This is a genomic window from Streptomyces sp. NK15101 (genome assembly GCF_020400725.1).
GTDB lineage: Bacteria > Actinomycetota > Actinomycetes > Streptomycetales > Streptomycetaceae > Streptomyces.
This window is the reverse complement of the sequence record NZ_JAINVG010000007.1, coordinates 159,605-179,383: the sequence shown is the minus strand read 5'-3', so window position 1 is coordinate 179,383 and position 19,779 is coordinate 159,605. Positions and strand designations below refer to the sequence as shown.

At 73.9% G+C, this 19,779-nt stretch carries 18 protein-coding genes, 3 tRNA genes and 1 pseudogene; 10 read left to right on the top strand and 12 right to left on the bottom strand.

The genetic code is table 11. The annotated features are described in order from the left end of the window. The 3 genes from K7G60_RS06290 to K7G60_RS06280 form a co-directional block, all read right to left on the bottom strand. The coding region (locus K7G60_RS06290) for an ABC transporter permease (protein ID WP_225799783.1) at positions 1–1,056 on the bottom strand (1,056 nt) is incomplete at its 3' end. Positions 1,057–1,152: 96 nt separating this feature from the next. After that, complete coding sequence (locus K7G60_RS06285; RefSeq protein WP_225799782.1) at positions 1,153–2,592, bottom strand: FGGY family carbohydrate kinase; 1,440 nt, start codon at positions 2,590–2,592, stop codon at positions 1,153–1,155. Between the two features lie 28 nt (positions 2,593–2,620). Further along, positions 2,621–2,932 (bottom strand): YtxH domain-containing protein, encoded by a 312-nt coding sequence (locus tag K7G60_RS06280; protein WP_225799781.1) that lies wholly within the window; start codon positions 2,930–2,932, stop codon positions 2,621–2,623. Positions 2,933–3,068: 136 nt separating this feature from the next. On the opposite strand from K7G60_RS06280, the gene K7G60_RS06275 reads away from it, so the two are divergent. From K7G60_RS06275 to K7G60_RS06245, 7 genes and pseudogenes are all read left to right on the top strand, one after another. After that, positions 3,069–3,141: transfer RNA gene (locus K7G60_RS06275), tRNA-Asn, on the top strand. A 5-nt stretch (positions 3,142–3,146) separates the two neighbouring features. Beyond that, positions 3,147–3,219: transfer RNA gene (locus K7G60_RS06270), tRNA-Asn, on the top strand. Positions 3,220–3,385: 166 nt separating this feature from the next. Continuing rightward, positions 3,386–3,462: transfer RNA gene (locus K7G60_RS06265), tRNA-Ile, on the top strand. A 534-nt stretch (positions 3,463–3,996) separates the two neighbouring features. After that, the gene (locus tag K7G60_RS06260; RefSeq protein WP_225799780.1) at positions 3,997–4,599 is read left to right on the top strand and encodes a hypothetical protein; all 603 of its coding nucleotides are present in this window, start codon (positions 3,997–3,999) and stop codon (positions 4,597–4,599) included. 153 nt (positions 4,600–4,752) lie between these two features. Continuing rightward, the gene (locus K7G60_RS06255; protein ID WP_374115596.1) at positions 4,753–5,433 is read left to right on the top strand and encodes a class F sortase; all 681 of its coding nucleotides are present in this window, start codon (positions 4,753–4,755) and stop codon (positions 5,431–5,433) included. Positions 5,434–5,667: 234 nt separating this feature from the next. Then, positions 5,668–6,132 carry a hypothetical protein gene (locus K7G60_RS06250; protein ID WP_225799779.1) on the top strand — a complete coding sequence of 155 codons (465 nt, stop codon included), beginning with the start codon at positions 5,668–5,670 and terminating at the stop codon, positions 6,130–6,132. Positions 6,133–6,201: 69 nt separating this feature from the next. Next, positions 6,202–6,509: pseudogene (locus K7G60_RS06245) on the top strand (hypothetical protein). 99 nt (positions 6,510–6,608) lie between these two features. Here K7G60_RS06245 and K7G60_RS06240 read toward each other — a convergent pair. The 4 genes from K7G60_RS06240 to K7G60_RS06225 all read right to left on the bottom strand — a co-directional run bounded on the left by K7G60_RS06240 (position 6,609) and on the right by K7G60_RS06225 (position 11,189). Further along, on the bottom strand, positions 6,609–7,481 hold the full coding sequence (locus tag K7G60_RS06240; protein WP_225799778.1) for a hypothetical protein: 873 nt from the start codon (positions 7,479–7,481) through the stop codon (positions 6,609–6,611). 24 nt (positions 7,482–7,505) lie between these two features. After that, a complete protein-coding gene (locus K7G60_RS06235) occupies positions 7,506–8,288 on the bottom strand; it encodes a hypothetical protein (RefSeq protein ID WP_225799777.1) in 783 nt (260 codons plus the stop codon). Positions 8,289–8,485: 197 nt separating this feature from the next. Further along, entirely contained in the window at positions 8,486–10,540 is a 2,055-nt protein-coding gene (locus tag K7G60_RS06230; RefSeq protein WP_225799776.1) for a phosphocholine-specific phospholipase C, read from the bottom strand. Between the two features lie 232 nt (positions 10,541–10,772). After that, the gene (locus K7G60_RS06225; RefSeq protein ID WP_041129101.1) at positions 10,773–11,189 is read right to left on the bottom strand and encodes an organic hydroperoxide resistance protein; all 417 of its coding nucleotides are present in this window, start codon (positions 11,187–11,189) and stop codon (positions 10,773–10,775) included. 88 nt (positions 11,190–11,277) lie between these two features. Between K7G60_RS06225 and K7G60_RS06220 the strand changes: the two genes are divergently transcribed. Beyond that, positions 11,278–11,769: a MarR family winged helix-turn-helix transcriptional regulator gene (locus tag K7G60_RS06220; protein ID WP_225799775.1), complete on the top strand. Its 492-nt coding sequence runs from the start codon at positions 11,278–11,280 to the stop codon at positions 11,767–11,769. A 31-nt stretch (positions 11,770–11,800) separates the two neighbouring features. Here the strand turns inward: K7G60_RS06220 and K7G60_RS06215 are convergent, their stop codons facing one another. The 5 genes from K7G60_RS06215 to K7G60_RS06195 all read right to left on the bottom strand — a co-directional run bounded on the left by K7G60_RS06215 (position 11,801) and on the right by K7G60_RS06195 (position 16,923). Next, positions 11,801–13,018: a beta-ketoacyl-[acyl-carrier-protein] synthase family protein gene (locus K7G60_RS06215; protein WP_225799774.1), complete on the bottom strand. Its 1,218-nt coding sequence runs from the start codon at positions 13,016–13,018 to the stop codon at positions 11,801–11,803. Continuing rightward, a complete protein-coding gene (locus tag K7G60_RS06210) occupies positions 13,018–13,248 on the bottom strand; it encodes an acyl carrier protein (RefSeq protein ID WP_225799773.1) in 231 nt (76 codons plus the stop codon). Before K7G60_RS06210 ends, K7G60_RS06215 begins: the two co-directional genes overlap by 1 nt. A gap of 26 nt (positions 13,249–13,274) precedes the next feature. Further along, positions 13,275–14,873, bottom strand: a complete 1,599-nt coding sequence (locus K7G60_RS06205; protein ID WP_225799772.1) for a prenyltransferase/squalene oxidase repeat-containing protein — start codon at positions 14,871–14,873, stop codon at positions 13,275–13,277. 200 nt (positions 14,874–15,073) lie between these two features. Then, on the bottom strand, positions 15,074–15,679 hold the full coding sequence (locus K7G60_RS06200) for an NUDIX domain-containing protein (protein ID WP_225799771.1): 606 nt from the start codon (positions 15,677–15,679) through the stop codon (positions 15,074–15,076). Beyond that, the gene (locus tag K7G60_RS06195) at positions 15,676–16,923 is read right to left on the bottom strand and encodes a cytochrome P450 (protein WP_225799770.1); all 1,248 of its coding nucleotides are present in this window, start codon (positions 16,921–16,923) and stop codon (positions 15,676–15,678) included. Before K7G60_RS06195 ends, K7G60_RS06200 begins: the two co-directional genes overlap by 4 nt. Before the next feature lie 84 nt (positions 16,924–17,007). On the opposite strand from K7G60_RS06195, the gene K7G60_RS06190 reads away from it, so the two are divergent. Next, on the top strand, positions 17,008–18,348 hold the full coding sequence (locus K7G60_RS06190) for a wax ester/triacylglycerol synthase domain-containing protein (RefSeq protein WP_225799795.1): 1,341 nt from the start codon (positions 17,008–17,010) through the stop codon (positions 18,346–18,348). Next, complete coding sequence (locus tag K7G60_RS06185) at positions 18,345–19,757, top strand: cytochrome P450 (protein ID WP_225799769.1); 1,413 nt, start codon at positions 18,345–18,347, stop codon at positions 19,755–19,757. Before K7G60_RS06190 ends, K7G60_RS06185 begins: the two co-directional genes overlap by 4 nt. Positions 19,758–19,779: the final 22 nt, after the last annotated feature.

Genomic DNA, 19,779 nt, shown 5'->3' with positions numbered 1-19,779 from the left:
CTTCAGGACCGACTCCTCCGCGCCCGGGTACCGGAAGTCCGCGCTCCTGACCTCCAGGTGCCCGCGCTTCAGCAGCTTCGTCACCGGCTCGGCCGGCGGCACGACGCTCGTCTCCGTGGCGAGGACCTCCTCGATGCGCTCCGCGCAGACCTCGGCGCGCGGCACCATCATGAACATGAAGGTGGCCATCATCACGGCCATCACGATCTGCATCAGATAGGCGAGGAAGGCGGTCAGCGCGCCGATCTCCATCCCGCCGCTGTCGATGCGGTGCGCGCCGAACCAGACCACCGCCACGCTGGAGACGTTCACGACGGTCATCACCGTGGGGAACATCAGCGCCATCAGCCGGCCCGTCGCCATCGACACGTCGGTCAGCTCGCCGTTGGACCCGCGGAAGCGCTCCTCCTCGTACCCGTCCTTCACGAAGGCGCGGATGACCCGGTTGCCGGTGATCTGCTCGCGCAGCACCCGGTTCACCGTGTCGAGCCGCTCCTGCATCGTCCGGAAGAGCGGCCGCATCCTCCGAACGATCAGCGAGACGGCGACGCCGAGGACCGGCACCACCGCGAGCAGCACGCCCGACAGGGGGACGTCCTGGCCGAGCGCCATCACGATGCCGCCGACACACATGATGGGCGCGGAGACCATCAGGGTGAATCCCATCAGGACCAGCATCTGGACCTGCTGGACGTCATTGGTCGTACGGGTGATCAGCGAGGGGGCGCCGAAGTGGCCGAGCTCCCGGGCGGAGAAGGACTGCACCCGGTCGAAGACCGCGCCGCGCACGTCGCGGCCGAGCGCCGAGGCGGTCCGCGCGCCGTAGTACACGGCCCCGATGTTGCAGACGACCTGGACGACGGAGACGCCGACCATCAGGGCGCCGAAGCGCAGGATGTAGCCGGTGTCCCCGTTGACGACGCCGTGGTCGATGATGTCGGCGTTCAGGGTCGGCAGGTAGAGGCTCGCGCAGGTCTGCAGGAACTGCAGCAGGACGAGCAGTGCGACGGGTTTTCGATAGGGCCGTAGATGGGTTCGGAGAAGTCTTATGAGCACGGCTCCTACTATCGCCCGCACCCCGGGAGCGTTACGACTCGGTTTCGGGGCGCGGGCGGAGCCCGGAGCGGGACCTCACGAAGCCGCGTACGGCCCTCAGGCGCCGAACGCGCCCGGGTGGATCTGCTCCCGCGTCGCCACGTACTGCTGCCGAACCGCCTGCCCCGCCGACAGCTCGTCGCCGGGCTCCAGGATCTGCGCGACCGCCCCCTGCCACGGCGGGGGAGCGGACGGGGACAGCGTGCCCCGCGCGACTCCGAGCGCCCAGGCGGCCTGCCGGGCCGCGCCGAGCGCCGCGTAGTCGGCCGGCTGGGGGACGACGACCTGGGCGCCGAAGAGCGCCGGCGCGAGGGCCTGCACGGCCGGCAGGGCGGCCGCCGCGCCGAGCAGGAAGACCCGCCGCACCTCGACGCCCCGCCCGCGCAGCACGTCCATGGCGTCGGTGAGCGCGCAGAGCATCCCCTCGAACGCCGCCCGCGCCAGGTGCTCGGGCTTCATCGACTCGCGCCGCAGCCCGCTGAGCGTGCCGGCGGTGTGCGGCAGGTTCGGGGTCCGCTCGCCCTCCAGATAGGGCAGCAGGACGAGCCCGGAGGCTCCGGGCGTCGACTTCAGCGCGAGCGCCGACAGCTCCTCCAGCGACTCCGCGCCCAGCATCTCGGCGGTCCCGCGCAGCGCCCGTACGGCGTTCGCGGTGGAGACGACGGGCAGGTGCATGCCGGTGGCGTCGGCGAAGGAGGTGATCATGCCGCTCGGGTCGGTGAGGGCCTCGTGGTGCACGGCCATCACGGAGCCGGAGGCGCCGAGCGAGACCACCGCGTCGCCGGGGCCGAGACCGAGGCCGAGCGCGGCGGCCATCGTCTCGCCGGTGCCGGCGGAGACGAGGAGGCCCTCCGGGGTGATGCCGGCGGCGTCGGACGGGCCGAGGACCTCGGGCAGCACCGCCTGGTGGCCGAGCGCCAGCTCGACGAGGTCGGGCCGGTAGGTCCCGGTCCGCGTGGACCAGTAGCCGGTGCCGGAGGCGGCGCCGCGGTCGGTGGTGCGGCGGGCGGGGCGGCCGAGGAGCTGCCAGACGAGCCAGTCGTGGGGCTGGAGGACCATGGCGACCCGCTGGGCGTTCTCGGGCTCCGCGCGGGCCAGCCAGCGCAGCTTGGCGATCGGCTGGCCGGCGCCGGGCACGCTGCCGACGGCCTCGGCCCAGGCCTGCCGGCCGCCCAGAGACTCGACGAGGTCGGCGGCGGCGACCTGCGCCCGCTTGTCGTTGCGCACCAGCGCGGGCCGCACCAGGCCGCCCTGCGCGTCGAGCGGCACGAGTCCGTGCTGCTGCGCGGAGACGCCGATGGCCTCCACGCCCTCCAGGAGGCCGCCGGTGGCGGCCTCCCCGAGCGAGAGCAGCCAGGTCTGCGGATCGACGTCGACGGCCTTCGGTTCACCGGGATGCGCGGCGTACCCCTGCCGCAGTACGGCACCCGTGTCCGTGTCACAGACGACGATGCGTGTGAACTCCGCAGAGCTGTCCAGTCCGGCGACTATCCCCATGACACATGATTCTGCCGCACGCGGAGGCTCAGGTGTTGCTGGTGCCCCAGTCCTCCTCGTCGACCTTGCCGTTGCCCATGCCGCGTCCGCGCAGGGCGTGGACCCGGTCGGTCACGGAGGACGGCAGGTGGTCGCCGACCTTGTCGCCCACGAGGTGCACCGCCTTGCCCGCGGCCTGGCGGCCGGTCTGGGCGGCGGTCTCCGCGGCGTTCCGCACGGCGGGGTTCTCGGCGAACTCCTTCGCGGACTTCTTCATCTGTTCGTAGCGCTCGCGTCCGGCCCGTGTGCCGATCACGTAACCGAGGGCGAGTCCCACGACGAACGTCAGCTTGTACCGCACGGCTGCGATCCTTCCCTGGAGGCCCTGGGGATACCGATTGGCGGAGCACCCCCCTGCTTGCGCTAATGTATGTCTCGCAGCGAGCGAGCGCCGCCCGGCAAGGACCGAGGTGGAGCCGATCGGTGCAACGCAGCAATCCCCTGTAGCTCAATTGGCAGAGCAGCCGGCTGTTAACCGGCAGGTTACTGGTTCGAGTCCAGTCGGGGGAGCGCGATCCCCTGTAGCTCAATTGGCAGAGCATTCGGCTGTTAACCGGAGGGTTGCTGGTTCGAGTCCAGCCGGGGGAGCGAGACGGAAGAGGACCCTTCGGGGTCCTTTTTCGCGTCTCGGGGAACCATCCGGGGCGCGGCGGGGTCTTCATGGTCGAGCAGAGCCGATCATCCGGAGCAGGAGATCGTATGAGCGGCTATGCTGCGGCAGACGGCGCGCACACATGTACGCGCCTCACCGTACGGGGCGGTAGCTCAGCCGGTTAGAGCAGCGGACTCATAATCCGTCGGCCGTGGGTTCGAGTCCCACCCGCCCCACCATAGAAAAACGTTCTGACCTGCGAAAACACACCAAGATGGGTGTTTCCGCGGGCGGAGCCCACCCCTCGCCCTTGAGGCGAGGCGGGTGCCCCCGGCCTGCCGCACCGGCCCCGGCCTTCTCGGCGTGGGGCCTCAGGTGGAACGCAGGTGCGGATCCAGGACGATGATGGCACGGCGGGCCCCGGCCCCTGCGTGTGACACGCCGCACACTCCGCCGAATTTCCGAGCGCTTCCGCAGCGGCCCGGCGTCGCGAAGCCGGTCACTCCCAGGAGTGACGGAGGGCGACCGGCCTGACGGCGGGGCCACGCCGGGGCGGAGTGCGCCCGGCCCGATGCCGTGACCTCCGGAAGCGACCGTCGTTCCTGACGCCCCGTGAGGTGCGGTGTGCGATGCGCGCGTCCCTTCGCCTTGGGTCCGTATGCACCATCCCGAGTGGCAGGCGGCTCGACGGCGGCTGACGGTGAGCCGTGTCGCCGCGTAACCGAAAGCCGACACTGGGTCAGCTGACGCGGCGTACGGAAGGAAGTTCAGCGATGCGCTCTGCCCGCATTCTCTTCGCCGCGGCCGCCACCGCCGGCACCCTGGCGCTTGCCGCACCCGGCGCCTACGCGATCACCACAGGCGACTGGGACGGCTCCTCCCAGAGCAAGGAAAGCGACCACGGCTCCTCCCACGGCAAGGAGGGCGACCACGGCAAGCCGAAGGGCGGCATGCACACCGGCTCCGGGGCGCTGTCCCTCGTCGGTGGGGACGAGTGGTCCAAGGAGCACGACAAGGGTGACAAGCCCGAGAAGGACCACGACAAGGGCGGGTACGAGAAGGAGCACGAGAAGCCGAAGGGCGGCATGCACACCGGCTCCGGCGCGCTGTCCCTCGTCAACGCCGACGACTGGAACAAGGACGCGGAGAAGGACTGGTCCAAGGACAAGCAGAAGGACTGGTCCAAGGACACGGAGAAGGACAAGTCGAAGGACGAGGGCGGCTACAAGCCGGAGAAGCCGAAGGGCGGCATGCACACGGGCGGAGGCGGCCTCGCGAGCGGCACCACGAACGTGACCGGCGCGGCCCTGGTCGCGGGCGGACTCGCCGCGTTCGTCCTCCACCGCCGCAAGAAGGCCGCCGGCGCGGCTGCATGAGGAAGACCGGACGCAGGGGCCGCCTCCAGGACGGCGGCCCCTGCGTCCGGCCGCCGACATCCCGTCCACCCGATCCCGGATCTTCCGCCGAGCCCGAAGGAGCCCCTGGTGACGACCCGACCGGACCCCGCTGACGCGGGAGCGCCCCGGCGTATCCCGCGGTGGGTGGTCCCCGCCGTGTTCTGGACGCTGGTTCTCGCCGTGCTTCTGTTCGTGTTCCGCCCGGGGTGGGCCGACCAGGACACGGAAACACCGGCTCGGCCCGCGGCTGCCGCTCCGTCGTCCCTGCCCGGCGCCTCGCGCCATGCCTCGCCGAGCGCCGGCCCGGCGGCCGGTCCGTCGATGCCGAGGTCGGCTCCCACTCGGCTGAGGATTCCCAGGATCGGCGTGGACGCGCCGTTCATCGGCCTGCGGATCGGCCCTTCCGGTGCGCTCGACCCGCCCCCGGCCGACGACACGAACCTGGTGGGCTGGCAGGAGTCCGGCGTCTCCCCCGGTGAACTGGGGACCGCGATCGTCGCCGGCCACCTGGACACGGCCACCGCCCCCGCCGTCTTCGCCCGGCTCGGCGAACTCGAGGCCGGAGACACCTTCGAGGTGAGCCGCGCCGACGGCACCACCGCCGCCTTCGTCGTCGATTCCGTGGAGGAGTTCGACAAGGACGACTTCCCGGACCGGCGCGTCTACGAGGACACCCCCAACGCGCTCGTCCGGCTCATCACGTGCGCCGGCGCCTACGACCGGAAGGCGAAGGACTACACCGAGAACCTGGTCGTCTTCGCCCACCTGAAGGAGCCCGGCGAGCGGGCGACCCCCGCCCTGGAAGGCCGTTGAGGAAAGCGGGCTCCGGCCCTTCCGGCCCGGTCGGCGTGCAGGGAGCTCGATCGGCGGCCGCGGGTCGCCCGGGACCGCCCGCGCTCGGGGTGTGACGGTGATCACACATTCGACCCGTGATGATCCGGCGCCCGGTCCCGCTGGGTTCTTGGGAGGACGTGGGGAGTTCCACGGCCCTCCCGAGGTGCCAGGGGGACCGGGGACGCACCGGTTCATACACGAGGGGTGGGACCGATGGATCGAGTCAACCGCACGCTGCGCGCCGCCGACATGAGCCGCTACGCCTCCGCCTTCGCCACCCGCACCGCCGCGAAGACGCGGCTCCCCCTCGACTTCTCCGCGGTCAGCCTGCGCATCGTCGACCGCGTGGTGGACGGTCTGCGGCGGGGGGCCGGCGACCCGGGCGACGTCGCGCCGATCCTCCAGGAGCTCGGCGCGTACGTCGGCGAGGTGCTCGTCCGGCAGGCGCGGGCCCGCTGGGTCGACTTCGACGACGTGACGTCCGAACTGCTGGGGCAGCCGGTCGGCGTCCGGACGTACGACGGGCGGGCGTGGAACCCGCTCGGCAAGGTGGTCAACCGCTTCGAGCTGGGTCCCGACGAATCCGCCTACGAGCTCTTCCTGCTGGTCCCGCGACGCCCGAAGGGCCTGCCGCTGCCCCGGGGGACGGCCGACGGCCTGCGCCTTCCCGCCGCGTAGGGTGATGCGCCGGGCAGCGCGACGCGGGAAGGCCAAGGGGAAGGTCGTTCGAGGGCGGACGACGCCGCTCTGCAGCGTGCGGTGCGCCGTGCGCAGAACGGTGACGACGAGGCGTTCGCGGCCGTGTACCGGATCGCGCAGCCAGGGCTCCCGGGATATCTGGATATCTGCGAGGACTCGTCGGCGAGTCCGCCGAAGGCGTGGCCTCCGACGCGTGGCTCGAGATAGCCCGCGACCAGGCGGAGGCGGCGCTGCCGCGGGTGGTCGTCGGCCTGGACGAACCCGCGGCGGCCAGGATGCCGGGCAAGAGGGCGGGAGCGGTCCGCTCCGCCGCGCACCGCGGCCTGAGGCGGCTCGCGAGGGAAATGCTGGGATGACCGATCAAGGCGGCAAGCGGGAACGCGACGACGTCGAGGCGGCACCGGCCGCCGCCCTGCGCCCCTGGGGCGTGGACCGCTCGGGCCCGAGTCCCCGCCTCAGTCCGAGCGGAAGGCGACGCGCACCGCGCCGTTCGCCGGCACGACGAGCACGCCGCCGCCCGTCCTGGCCCAGTCCTCGGGAATGAGGAACATGCGGCCGTTGACCTCGGCGAGGAGCCGCAGCCCCTCGTACCGGTACCGGAACCGCTGGGGAGGACCGGCGACGGGCAGGGGCGTCTCGCGTACCTGCCGAGGGGGGAAGTACAGGCGCTCCGCCGTGTCGACGGTCACCGCGGGACGCAGCCACAGGTGCCGCGCCAGGTACCGGGCGTCGTCCGTGCCGTGCTGCTTGGCGTACGCGTGGACCGCCCAGAAGCACGACAGGCCGACCAACGTGGCGACCAGGGCGAGCGCCAGCCGCTCGCGCGCCACCGGGTAGTCGGCGCCCTCCAGCTTGAAGGACAGCGCTCTGCCGAAGACGACGAGGACCAGTCCGCCGCCGATCAGCAGCGGGGTGTCCATCGCCCCGGCACGCCACACGGCGAAACCGCCGAGCACCCCGAGGACGAACATGACCAGGCCGCAGGCCGAGACCGCGTACGCCACCGGCCGGGCCCACGGCGGCGGGGGCGCGCCCCGGTTTCCCAGCGTGCGCGCCGCGTAGTAGACCAGGACGCCGATCAGCGCGACGGTGAGCGCCGCGCCCGCCGGGACGTAGAGGGCTCCGGCACTGCGCAGCGCGTACTCCTGGGTGGAGAAGCCCAGGGTCGCGGCGTCGACGCCGAAGTACGCGTAGAGGGAGTCGGTGTAGGCGAAGCCGAAGTAGAGCAGCAGGGCGCCGATGAACGTGGTCGGGGCGGCCAGTGTGGCGAAGGTGACGACCCAGTTGCCCCAGGAGCGCGTTCCGCTGTCGGAGTCCGCTTCGGCCATGAGGATCCCTTCACTGGAGCGGGCTCAGCCGTTCCCGTCGGACCCGCCGGTTTCGGACGTGCCGCCGGTGGTGTCACCCGTGGTGGTGTCGCCGGTCTGGCCGGTGGTGTTGTCCGTGGTGGTGTCGCCGGTCTGGCCTGTGGTGTTGTCCGTGGTGGTGTCTCCGGTCTGGCCGGTGGTGTTGTCCGTGGTGGTGTCGCCGGTCTGGCCTGTGGTGTTGTCCGTGGTGGTGTCTCCGGTCTGGCCGGTGGTGTTGTCCGTGGTGGTGTCGCCGGTCTGGCCGGGCGGCGTCACGGGATCCGCGGAGATCGGCTCGCTGACCTCGTCGGAGACCCCGGCCGCGTTCCGGAGCGTCGCGCAGACCTGACGGGTCGGCTTGGAGTTCCCGCCCTCTTTCGAGAACTTGAACTCCGGTGCCGCCGTGCCCCCGGGGGGCAAGCTCACGGTCCGGCTCGGCGGGATGGCGGCCCGGCTCGTCTCGCCCGGCGTGCAGTCCAGGACTTCGAGCGTGCCCACGTAGGGGCCGGACGACGGATTCGTGACCGTTTTCTTGTAGCTCTGCGGCCAGTGGCCCGAGAAGCCGTCGGAGAGCCGGCCCGCCCGGCTGAAGCTCCCGTCGTTCTTCTCCCTCTCCCGCTTCTCCCTCTCCTGCTTCTCCCTCTCCTGCTTCTGCTGCTCGGTCTCCGTCTCCTGCCCGTCCTGCGTCGTAGGGGTGGTCAGGTCGGTGTCCGGGCGCGGAGCGGGCTCGTCGCCGGAGGAGCAGCCGGTCAGCGGGGCCGCCGCGGCGCAGGTGAGCATGAGCGCCAAGAGCGCGCCCCTCGGCCTGTTCCAGAGGCGAGTCGTCCGCCCGCGCATGGGGCCTCCCGGTCCGGGTCCGTCGGGGCGGAGTGCCTCCGCCCCTCTCCCCAACAGACTAAAACGGCGTCATATCGGGATAAACCGCCGTTCGGGTAGCGGTCCGCCCCGGCACCGGTCGGCCGGTGCCAGGGCGGACGGCCGAGGTGTCAGTACGTCAGGATGGCCGGGTCCGTGACGCCCGCCGTGCCCGTCTCCACGTGTCCGGCGAGGCGGCGGAGGTACTCCGTGCTCGCGGAGGACGTGACGGCGACGTCGTACCAGTGGTGGCCGGCGGAGGTGTCGACGGTGTGGGTCACCGTGGCGCCCTTGGGGACGGAGAGCGTCGTCGGGCCGCCCCCGTAGGCGTCGGTGAGGGTCACCGTCGCGGACGCACCCGCGTTGGTGAAGGTGAGCACCAGGTTGCCCGTGGCCGCGTCGTGGCGGGCCGTGACCTCCGGGACCGCAGTCTTGCCGGGGGAGCGGAAGCGGCGCAGGAAGCCGTTGGGGCCGTGGACCGTGAGGTCGGTGACGCCCTTGCTGTACTTGGTGTTCCAGGTGTCCGCGATCGCCTTGTTCGCTTCCGCCGTGTACGTCCACGGGGCGTCCGTGCGGTTCGACGAGGTCACGTAGAACTGGGCGCCGGCGGCGGGGCCGCCGCTGAAGGTGAGGCGGTAGGTGCCCGCCGTCACGTCCGCCGCGCCGTCCACGTACGGCGCGTACTTCAGCGGGCGGGTGGGCTTGCTGCCCGGCTCCTGGCGGGGCATCGTGCCGACGGCCGGGGCGGTGGCCAGGAAGTCGGGGTGGCGGTTCTTGTCCGGCGGGTAGTAGCCGGCCGTCGGCGGGAGCGGGGCGGGCTGCGTGTCCGTGCGCGTGAAGTCGAACGCCGAGGTCAGGTCGCCGCAGACCGCTCGGCGCCACGGGGAGATGTTGGGCTCGCGCACCCCGAAGCGGCTCTCCATGAAGCGGATCACCGAGGTGTGGTCGAAGGTCTCCGAGCAGGTGTAGCCGCCCTTCGACCAGGGGGAGACGACGATCATCGGGACGCGCGGGCCCAGGCCGTAGGGGCCGGCCACGTAGCCCGTCCTGCCGCCGAAGTAGTCGAGGGCGGTCGGGGTCGTCGACAGGCCCTGCGCCGCCGAGCCCGGGACGTACGGCGGGACGACGTGGTCGAAGAAGCCGTCGTTCTCGTCGTACGTGACGAACAGGGCGGTACGGGCCCACACGTCCGGGTTCGAGGTCAGCGCGTCCAGGACCTGCGCGATGTACCAGGCGCCGTAGTTGGCGGGCCAGTTGGAGTGCTCGGAGAAGGCCTCCGGGGCCGCGATCCAGGAGATCTGGGGCAGCCGGCCGGCCTGCACGTCGGCGCGCAGGACGTCGAAGAAGCCCTCGCCCGCCTTGGCGTTCGTGCCGGTGCGGGCCTTGTCGTAGAGGGGGTTGCCCGGCTGGGCGTTGCGGTAGTTGTTGAAGTAGAGGAGGGAGTTGTCACCGTAGTTGCCGCGGAAGGCGTCGTTGATCCAGCCCCAGGAGCCGGCCGCGTTCAGGCCGTCGCCGATGTCCTGGTAGACCTTCCAGGAGATCCCCGCCGCCTCCAGGCGCTCGGGGTACGTGGTCCAGCCGTAACCCGCCTCGGCGTTGTTGAGGACGGGGCCGCCGCCCGTGCCGTCGTTGCCGGTGTGCCCGGTCCACATGTAGTAGCGGTTCGGGTCGGTGGAGCCGATGAACGAGCAGTGGTACGCGTCGCAGATGGTGAACGCGTCGGCGAGCGCGTAGTGGAAGGGGATGTCCTCACGGGTGAGGTAGGCCATCGTGGCCTTGGTCTTGGCCGGTATCCAGTTGTCGTACCTGCCCTTGTTGAAGGCGCTCTGGCCGCCCGCCCAGTCGTGGTTGAGGCCCTGGAGGTACTCCATGCCCAGCTTGTCGCTGGTCGGGCGGAAGGGGAGCGTGACCTTGTTGCCGTCCGACTGGTTCCAGACCGACTTCCCGCTGGGCAGGGTCACGGGGCGCGGGTCGCCGAAGCCCCGTACGCCCTTCATCGCCCCGAAGTAGTGGTCGAAGGAACGGTTCTCCTGCATCAGGACGACGATGTGCTCGATGTCCTGGATCGTGCCGGTGGAGCCCTGCGCGGGGATCGCGGCGGCGCGGGCGATGCTCTCCGAGAGCATCGTGAACGCGGCGGCGCCGCCGGCCAGCTGCAGGAACCGGCGGCGATTGAGGTCGGCCATGGGGGAGTTCTCCTCCGGTGTGAGTACGACGGTGCGGGTGCGGGTGCGCGCGACCGGGCGGACCGGTCGACGGGCGCCCCAAGGAGAGCGCCCGTGAACCACCGCCCGGCGGCCGTCCCATGACTGCCCGTCGTACGGCGGGCGAACCCCCCGTGCCCGAACGTGAAAACTCACAACCGAACGCCCCTGGTGGGTCGATGACCACCAGGGGCGTGCGTGAACCAACAGAAAACTACTCGACGACGAGCTCGACCTCGATGTTTCCGCGGGTGGCCTTCGAGTAGGGGCAGAAGGCGTGCGTCTTCTTCAGGAGGGCGAGGCCCGCCTCGCCCTGGAGGTGGTCGGGGAACTCGGCGCGCATCACGACCGCGAGGCCGAAGCCGCCGTCCGCCGGGTCCTTGCCGATGGAGACCTCGGCGGTGACGGAGGCCTCGGAGATGTCGATCTTCTCCTGGCGGGCGACCACGCCCATGGCGCTGGCGAAGCAGGCGGCGTACCCGGCGGCGAAGAGCTGCTCGGGGTTCGTGCCCTGACCGTTGCCGCCGAGGGCCTGGGGGTGGGCGAGGGGGAGGTCGATGTGGCCGTCGGAGCTGACGGCGCGGCCCTCGCGGCCGTTGGCGGTGGCGACGGCGGTGTAGATCGCGTCCATGGGGTCTTCCGTTCCTCGAAGGGGCCGTGTGGTGCTGCCCTCATATTGTTAGTGCACGATTAAGTTGTGCACAACTTAATTGTGTGTGATGCGCATCTCCCGTATCCTGGACCACATGGACGAGGACTTCCTCCGGCTCGACAACCAGATCTGCTTCTCCCTGCACGCCGCCACCCGCGCCTTCAACGGCGTCTACCGGGGCGCGCTCAAGGAGCTGGGCCTGACCTACCCCCAGTACCTCGTCATGCTGGTGCTCTGGGAGCACGGCGAGCTGCCCGTGAAGGGGATCGGCGAGCGGCTGCGCCTCGACTCCGGCACGCTGTCGCCGCTGCTCAAGCGGTTGGAGGCGGCCGGATACGTCGAGCGCCGCCGCAGCCCCGAGGACGAGCGGTCCGTCACCGTCCGCCTCACCGGCGACGGGACCGCCCTGCGCGAGAAGGCCCTCGGCGTGCCGCGCCGGATCGCCGCCGCCACCGGGCTCGACCTGGCGGAGCTCGGGGAGCTGCGGGAGCGGCTCCACGCCCTGGCCGCCCGGCTCGACGGCGTGGACCCGGACGACGTGGCGGCCGCCTGCGGCTGACCCCCGCTCGCACGGAGCGGGCGGCGGCCCCTTACGGAGCCGTGATCACCAGCGCCGCGTTGTGTCCGCCGAAGCCCACCGACGTGGAGACCGCGAGCCGGAGCAGGGCCCCCCGGGCCGTCGTGGGGACGTCCAGGTCGATGCCCTCGCCCGGCTCCGCGAAGTTCGCGGTCGGCGGCACGGTCTCCTCGGCGAGCGACAGCACCGTGAGCGCCGCCTCCACCGCCCCCGCCGCGCCCAGCAGGTGCCCGGTCACCCCCTTCGTCGACGTCACCGGCGGCCGGTGCGGAAGGAGCGCCGCGAGCACCGCCGCCTCCACGGCGTCACCGCGCGGCGTACCCGTCCCGTGCGCGTTGACCAGGTCGACGTCGCCCGGCACCGCGCCCGCCTCCGCGAGCGCGCCCCGGACGGCCGCCGTCAGGCCGGAGCCGTCCGGCCGGGGCGCCACCACGTGGTGCGCGTCCGACGTCGCCCCGTAGCCGGTGATCAGCGCCCGGGGCCGGGCCCCGCGCGCGGCGGCGTCCGCGGGGCGCTCCAGGACCAGGAACCCCGCGCCCTCCGCCATCACGAAGCCCTCCCGGTCCCTGTCGAACGGCCGCAGCCCGCCCGCCGGGTCGTGGAACCGGCGGGACAGCGCGCCGAGCCGGTCGAAGCCCGCGACGTAGAACGGAGTCAGCGACGCCTCGGCCCCGCCGGCCAGGACGACGTCGCAGCGGCCCAGGGCCAGCAGGTCGAGCGCGACGCCGATCGCCGTGGCGCCCGCCGCGCACGCCGTGGTCACCGCCGTCGACGGGCCGCGGATCCCGAACTCGACGGCCAGCTGCCCCGCGACGGAGTTCGGCAGCGCGCCCGGCACCGCGAACGGGGACATGTCCCCGGGGCCGTCCGTCCGCAGCACCTCGCGCTGGGCCTCGAACGTGAGGACGCCGCCCGCCCCGATCCCGGCGACCACGCCGACCCGCGCCCCGTCCCAGCCGGCGGGGTCCAGGCCGGCGTCGGCGAGCGCCTCCCGCGCCGCGACCAGCGCGAGCAGCGCGCTCCGGTCGGGCCGCCGCGCCGTCACCGCCCTGCCGAGGTCCCCGGGCGGGCCGGGCGCCCGGCAGGCGAGGTGGCGCAGGCCGTCCCGCTCCTCCAGGACGGCGGTGGCCTTCCCGGCGCGGACGGTCTCCCAGGTCGTCGCGGCGTCCGCGCCGGCCGGGGTGAAGAGGCCGACGCCGGTGACGGCGGCCCCCGGACGCGCGCCGGACATCAGGCCACCCCCGCGTACCGGGAGACGAGCCCCTCGATCGCCCTGACGGTCGGCGCCGCGTACAGCTCCTCCTCCGGGACCGGGACACCCCGCTCCTTGCGGAGCACGAGGGCGAGCTCGGTGAGGAGGAGCGAGTCGAGCCCGGCCTCCTCGCGGGTGGACTCCGGGGCGATGTCGGCCGGGTCGAGGCCGAGCGAGACGAGCAGGGTCTTCAGTTCGTCGAAGGTCATGGCGTTCCTTGTGGGCAGGGGTGGGTTCAGCACGCGGCGGACGCGCGCGCGTGGTTCAGGCCGAGCAGCACGCACACGTCCGTCAGGAGCGGCACGTGGTACGCCAGCGGCCGGGGCCCCGCCTGGTCCGGGCGGGAGACGAAGCCGCCGTCCGGCCGCTGCCGCTCCAGGAGGTGGCGTACCGCCCGCCCGGTCGCACCCCGGGCGGACGGCACGGTCGGTGTCCGGGCCACCGCGATCAGCGCGTACGCCGTGCTGATCGGGTCGCTCGGATCGGACGGCACGTGCCCCCAGCCGCCGTCCGCGTTCTGTGTGTCGAGCAGCCGGGACACGGCCCGCTCCCGGGCCCGCGCCACCTCCGTCCGGGCCGGATGCCCGGGCGCCACGGCCAGGAAGGAGTCGTGGGCGAGGACGGTGCGGAACAGGGCGTTGCTCTCGTTCAGGCTCCAGCTGCGCTCGAACGGGCCCGCGTCCTCCTGCCGGGCCACGACGAACCGGACGGCGGCCTCCACCGCGGGCCGGTGCGCGGGCTCGGGGGCGAGCGCGTTCACGGCCGCCGCCGTTATCGCCACCTCGGAGGCGGTGCCGTGCTCGAAGGTCGGGAAGCCGCCGTCCGCGCCCTGCCGGGCCAGCAGGTACCGCTCGCCGGCCGCCACCTCCGCGCCGAACAGCACCGCGCCCGTCGCCCGCAGGAACTCCACGCAGTACGAGGTGTCGTCCACGTCGCTCTGCCCGACACCCCGGTCGAACCCCCAGCCGCCGTCGGCGTTCCGGTGCTCCACAAGGGCCGTCGCGAGGGCCCGCAGGGTGTGCGCCGGGGCTCCCGCGCCGGCCAGCGCGAGTCCGCCGGTCGCCGTCGCGAACACGTCCATCCCCGTGATGAACGGCAGCCCGCCGTCCTCGTGCAGCCATGCGCGCAGCTCCCGCGCCCGCGCCCGCACGGCCATCGCGTACCGGGGCCGCAGCCGCAGCGCGAGCAGTGCGAGGATCCGGGCGAGGTGGTTGCCGTACGGGGGCGGGCCGGGCAGCGAGCAGGGTTCGAGCACCCGCCAGTCCTCCTCCGTGACGAGCCGCGGCGCTCCCGTCCCGAAGGCGTACAGGGCCTTGAGGGCGGCCATCTCGGTGATCAGCCAGCGCTGTTGGCCACGGGCCTCGAAGAGCTCCTCGGGAGAGGGGAGTTCGGGGAAGGGGTGGGCGCCCAGCTCGGCCAGGAGCGTCTGGAACATCAGCCGCTTGCGTCCGGCCGTGAAGTGGTCGAAGCCGCCGAGCAGCCGGGCGAGCGCGCCCCGCCCGTCCACGTACTCGCCGAGGGCCGCGCGGGCGGCCGCCTCCTGCACGGGGTCGGGGGCGCCCTCGTCCACGGCGGTCTTCAGACGACGCGTCAGCCGCTCCTGGGCGTCCGGGTCCACGCCCGTCACCGTCAGCAGCCGCAGGGCCAGGGCGGATTCCAGGATCCGGCTGTCGCACGGGGCCCGGAGCAGCCCCTCGGGGCCGGCGGCCGCCACCAGCCGGGTCGCGAGCCGCGCGCGGGCGCGGTCGAGCGGCCCGGCTCCGGGGAGGGGTTCCGGGCGGGGGCCGGGGACGGCGAGGGAGGCGCCGGGTAAGGGCAGCGCGCAGTACGTCATGGGGAGGTGTCCTTCGGTGCTGTCGTACGAGAGGTGGGTGCCGGCCGGGGAGGGCGGCCGGCGGGGGGCCGCGGTCGGCGCGAGGACGGCGCACGGGCCGTGCGGTGTCGCGCCGTGCGGCGTCCGCGCCCCGCGGGCTCCGGGCCTGCGGCGGCCGGTGGGGCGGGAGACGCCGGGCGGTCCCTTGCGCCCCGGGGCGGTCAGCCGGGGAAGAGGCGCCGTACCGCCTCCGCGCCGGCCGGGACCAGCGGGGTGTAGCCGCCGGTCAGGACCGCGAGCGGTGCGACGAAACCGCACCAGGCGATCTCGTCCGGATCCGGCCGGGGCGCGCGGTCCGCCACCCAGCGGTGGACCGTCAGGAAGCAGGCGCCGTGCGGGTCGTCGACGCGGAGCCGGTACGCCTCGGTCAGACCGGGCGCCCGCTCCCAGCCCAGCTCCTCCCTCAGCTCCCGGAGCGCGGCCGCCCGGTACTCCTCGCCGCTGCGGACCGCCCCGCCGATCAGGACGTCGTAGTGGTCCGGGTAGGCCGGTGCCGAGGCGGTCCGCCGGTAGAGGAGGACCCGGCCGGCGCGGTCGGTGCAGACGGTCGCCGCGTACCGGCGGAGCAGCCCGGTGGGCGGCCCGCCGGCCCGCCCGCCCTGGGCGACCACCCGGTCCCGGGGATCGACGTAGTCGACGCGCTCGGAGGCGTACTTCTCGGAGGCGCGCCTCCCGGCGGTGCGTCTTCCGGCGGCGCGGGCCCCGGAGCCGCACCCGTCGGGCGGGAACGCGTCGGCCGGGCGCCGGTCCGGCGCGGGCGCGCTCACGTCCGCTCGCGGACGCGCGCGTGCAGCGGACCGGCCGGGCGCAGGTTGATGCCGAACACGGCCTCGCCCGCCGGTTCGGTCGTCTCGACCCCGAACCGGGCGAGCAGCGCGCCGAGCAGCACCTCCATCTCCCGCATCGCGAACCGCGTCCCGAGGCAGGCGCGCGGACCGATGCCGAAGGGGAGGTACGAGCCGGGCGGCAGCGGCGACCGGGCCGGGAAGCGGCCCGGGTCGAAGACCTCGGGCTCCGGCCAGACCGCCGGGTCGCGGTGGGTCAGGTAGGGGCAGACGAGGAGGTCCGTACCGGCCGGGATCGCCCAGCCGTCCAGCGTCTCGTCCGCCGGACTGTGCCGGGGCAGCAGCCAGCCCGTCGGGTAGAGCCGCAGCGTCTCGGAGAGCACCGCCTCGACGGCCGAGGCGTCCCCCGCCGCCCGCTCCATGATCTCCGGGTGCGCGTCGAGCAGGACGAAAGCCCAGGTCAGCGTGCGGGCACTGCTCTCGTACCCGGCGACGAGCAGGGTGACCAGCTCGTCGCGGATCAGCCGGTCCGTGTACGCCGGATCCGTCTCGGCCGCGTCGAGCAGCCGGTCCAGCACGCTGGGGCCCGCGCCGTCCGCGCGGTGGCGGACCCGGGCGTCGGCGAGCGCCCGGAGCATCCGCTCGTCGAGCGCGGCGATCGCAGCCTCCACCTCCGGCGGCAGCGCGGTCGCACCGCCCACGTCGGCGGGGAGCGCGGCGACGATGTCCTGCACGGCCGCCAGGTCGACGTACGCCTCCCGGTCCAGGGGCCGGTCCGTGAGCGAGCGCCAGATCGTGTCCACGGTGAAGAACTGCACGTCCTCGGCGATGTCGGTCGGCGCGCCCCGGCGCGCCCGCTCCGCCCAGCGGTCGACGACGCAGGCCGCCGCACCCGCGATGTGGTGCTCCCAGCGCTGGATGCCCCGGCCCGTGAACATCGCCTGGAGCAGCTTCCGCTGGGACCGCCAGGCCTCGCCCGTGGCGGTCAGCATGCCGTCCCCGAGGAGGGGCCTCGCCCGGTGCGACCGCTTCACGTACCGGTCGCCGCCGACGCCGAGCACCTGGTGCACGTGCCGGGGCTCCGTGACCAGGACCGCCGCCCGGCCGCCACGGCGGAATCCGGTCAGCCGGCCCGGCGTGTGCGCCTGGCGGAGGAGGTCGACGAGGGGTGCTCCGGAGGCGGTCCAGGCCGTCACGGCGTCGTCGTCGAGGAAGTCGGGGGGCATGCCATCCGTCACGCATTGCGATTGCATGATGACGTATCGTAGCGCTCTGTGCGATCTTCAGATCCAATTCGATCTTCCTTGGCGGTGCCGCTCGGGGTGCTCGACCGGCTCTCCCTCGACGTGGCGGCGCTGCACGCGGCGGACTCCGCCCTGCACCTCGGCGGCCTGGTCGTCTTCGACGGGAAACCACCTTCCCGCGCAAGGGTGTTGGAGCGCCTGAGGCGTCGCGCCGGCCTGCTTCCCGAGCTCGCCCACCGGCTGGCGGGCGACGCCGGGCGCCCCCACTGGGAGCCCGACCCCGGCTTCGATCCCGATCATCACCTGTACGAGCTACCCGGAGGCGCCGACCCGTTGACGGTCGCCGACGAGCTGCTGCGGCAACCCCTGCCGCGCGACCGGCCGTTGTGGGGGATCTGGCTCGTCCGCCGGGCCGGCGACGGGCGGTGGGGGCTCTGCTACCGGGCCCACCACGCCTTCCAGGACGGTGCCGCCGCCGTCGCCACCCTGGAGCGGCTGCTCGGCCCCGAGGGGGCGCCGCGCCCCAGGGCCCTCGCCTTCCGGCCGCCCCGGCCCGTGCGCTGGGCCGCCGTCCTCCCCGAGTTCCGGCCGCCGCGCCGGGTCACCTGGTGGCCGGCCCTCGACACCCCGCCCGCGCAGTCCTACGCCGCCGCGTTCGCCGACGTCGACACCGCCCGGCTGCACGCGCTCGGCCGTCTGACCGGGGCCACCGTCCCGCAGCTCTGCCTGGCCCTGACGACCGAGGCGCTGCGCGCCTGGCACCCCGACGGCTGGGGGCCGGACGGCCCCGGCCACGGCCGGGGGCTGCGCGCCAACCTCGGCATCGGCGTCCGGGACCCCGACGACCCCCGCCCCCTGCTCGGCAACCGGGTCGCCGTCGCCGGGGTCGACCTCCCCTGCGGCGAACCCGACCCGGCCCGACGGCTCGACCGCCTCGGGCGCGCCCTCGACCACGCCCGGCTCGCCCGCCTCGCCGACGCCCACCGGGTCGTCCTGCGCGGACTCCCGTACCGGATCGGCCGCCTGGCGCTCACCCGCGGCGTCGACGCCCGGTACACCCCGCTCAGCGTCGCCGACCTCCGGATCCGGCAGCCGCTCGGCTTCGCCGGGACCCCCGCGGCCGGGGTGTACGCCCTGCCGGTCATGGTGCCGGGCCAGCCGCTCTTCGTCGCCTGGGTCGCGCACCGCCGCCGCCTCCACGTCACCTTCCTCACCGACCGCGCCCTCGCCGGCGCCGAACGGCTGCCCGCGGCATGGGAGTCGGCCCTGGTCGAGCACGAACGGCTGGCGGAGGAAGGGGCGTTCGCGGGAACGGCCGGACCGTTCGCGCAGAAGGGCGACGGCCCGTTCGCGCGGGCCGGCGACGGCGCGTCCGCGCGGGCCGAGGGCGGGGCGGGGGCGTCGTGAGCGGCCCGGATCCGGTGTCCCCGCAGCCGCCCGGCAAGGGGCGGGAGCCGTCGCCCGGGCACGGCCGGGAAACCCCGCCCCACCATGACCAGACGCCCCCGCCCCGGCACGGCCGGGCTCCCGGGGCGTGGCCGCTGCTCGGGCACCTGCCGCATCTGGCCACCCGGCCGCTGGCCTTCCTGGACTCGCTGCCCGGCCACGGCGACGTGGTCCGGGTCCGGATGGGGATCCGGACCGCCCATGTGGTGAGCCACCCCGCGCTCGTCCGCCGCGTCCTCACCGACCGCGGCTCCTTCGACCGGAGCGGCGTCCTGTACGAGAAGGTCCGCGCGTTCCTCGGCAACGGCCTCGCCACCTGCCCGAACGCCGAACACCGGCACCAGCGGCGGGCCCTCCAACCGGCCTTCCACCCCTCCCTCATGGCCCGCTACGCCGCCGTGATGACGGCCGAGACCCAGGCCCTGACCGGGCGCTGGCGGCCCGGGGCGGTCGTCGACGTCACCGAGGAGGCGTTCCGGCTCACGACCGCCGTCGCCGTCCGCACCCTCTTCTCCGCCGGCATCACCCCGCGCGCCGCGGAGGAGCTGCGCGAGGCCCTCGAAGTCCTGCTGCGCGGGGTCTACACCCGGGTCGTGGCGCCGACCGTCGACCGGGTGCCCTCCCCGTCCCGCCGCCGTTACCACCGGGCCCTGGCCCGTTGGCGCACGGGCGTCTCCGCCATCGTCGCCTCGTACCGGGCGACCGGGGCGGACCACGGGGACGCCCTCTCGCTGCTGCTCGCCGTGCGGGACGAGCGCGGCCGGTCCCTGTCGGACGCCGAACTCGGCGACCAGGTCGCCACCCTCGTCCTGGCCGGCGCCGAGACCACCTCCTCGGTCGTCGCCTGGGCCCTGCGCCTCCTGGCCGACCACCCCGAGGCCGCCGCCCGGTTGCACGAGGAGCTCGACGCGGTCCTCCCGGGACGCCCGGTGGCCCCGGCCGACCTGCCCCGGCTGCCGTACACCGGCGACGTGGTCCGCGAGGTGCTCCGCCTCTACCCGCCGGCCTGGGCGGTCACCCGCACCACCACCCGCGAGACCGAGCTGGCCGGGAGGTCGCTGCCGCCCGGCTCCGTCGTCGTCTGCTGCCTCTACCTGCTCCACCGGCGCCGGGAACTCTTCCCGGACGCGGCGCGCTTCGACCCGGGGCGCTGGACGGCGGGGGAGGTGCCGCGGGACGCCTGGCTGCCGTTCGGGCTCGGTGCCACCAAGTGCGTCGGGGACGTGTTCGGCACGGTCGAGGCCACCCTCGCGCTCGCCGCGATCGCCTCGCGCTGGCACCTGACCCCGGTCTCGCCGCGCCCGCCCCGCCCGGTCCCGCGCATCGTCCTCTCCCCGGGGCCGCAGCCGATGCGGCTCGCGGAGCGGTGAGAGGGGGAGAGGGAGCGGCGAG

Bases quoted from the DNA above. Each gene is read 5' to 3' on its own strand.
- K7G60_RS06285 (WP_225799782.1), bottom strand. From the start codon at position 2,592: ATGGGGATAGTCGCCGGACTGGACAGCTCTGCGGAGTTCACACGCATC.
- K7G60_RS06260 (WP_225799780.1), top strand. From the start codon at position 3,997: ATGCGCTCTGCCCGCATTCTCTTCGCCGCGGCCGCCACCGCCGGCACC.
- K7G60_RS06250 (WP_225799779.1), top strand. From the start codon at position 5,668: ATGGATCGAGTCAACCGCACGCTGCGCGCCGCCGACATGAGCCGCTAC.
- K7G60_RS06240 (WP_225799778.1), bottom strand. From the start codon at position 7,481: ATGGCCGAAGCGGACTCCGACAGCGGAACGCGCTCCTGGGGCAACTGG.
- K7G60_RS06230 (WP_225799776.1), bottom strand. From the start codon at position 10,540: ATGGCCGACCTCAATCGCCGCCGGTTCCTGCAGCTGGCCGGCGGCGCC.
- K7G60_RS06225 (WP_041129101.1), bottom strand. From the start codon at position 11,189: ATGGACGCGATCTACACCGCCGTCGCCACCGCCAACGGCCGCGAGGGC.
- K7G60_RS06220 (WP_225799775.1), top strand. From the start codon at position 11,278: ATGCGCATCTCCCGTATCCTGGACCACATGGACGAGGACTTCCTCCGG.
- K7G60_RS06215 (WP_225799774.1), bottom strand. From the start codon at position 13,018: ATGTCCGGCGCGCGTCCGGGGGCCGCCGTCACCGGCGTCGGCCTCTTC.
- K7G60_RS06210 (WP_225799773.1), bottom strand. From the start codon at position 13,248: ATGACCTTCGACGAACTGAAGACCCTGCTCGTCTCGCTCGGCCTCGAC.
- K7G60_RS06205 (WP_225799772.1), bottom strand. From the start codon at position 14,873: ATGACGTACTGCGCGCTGCCCTTACCCGGCGCCTCCCTCGCCGTCCCC.
- K7G60_RS06195 (WP_225799770.1), bottom strand. From the start codon at position 16,923: ATGCCCCCCGACTTCCTCGACGACGACGCCGTGACGGCCTGGACCGCC.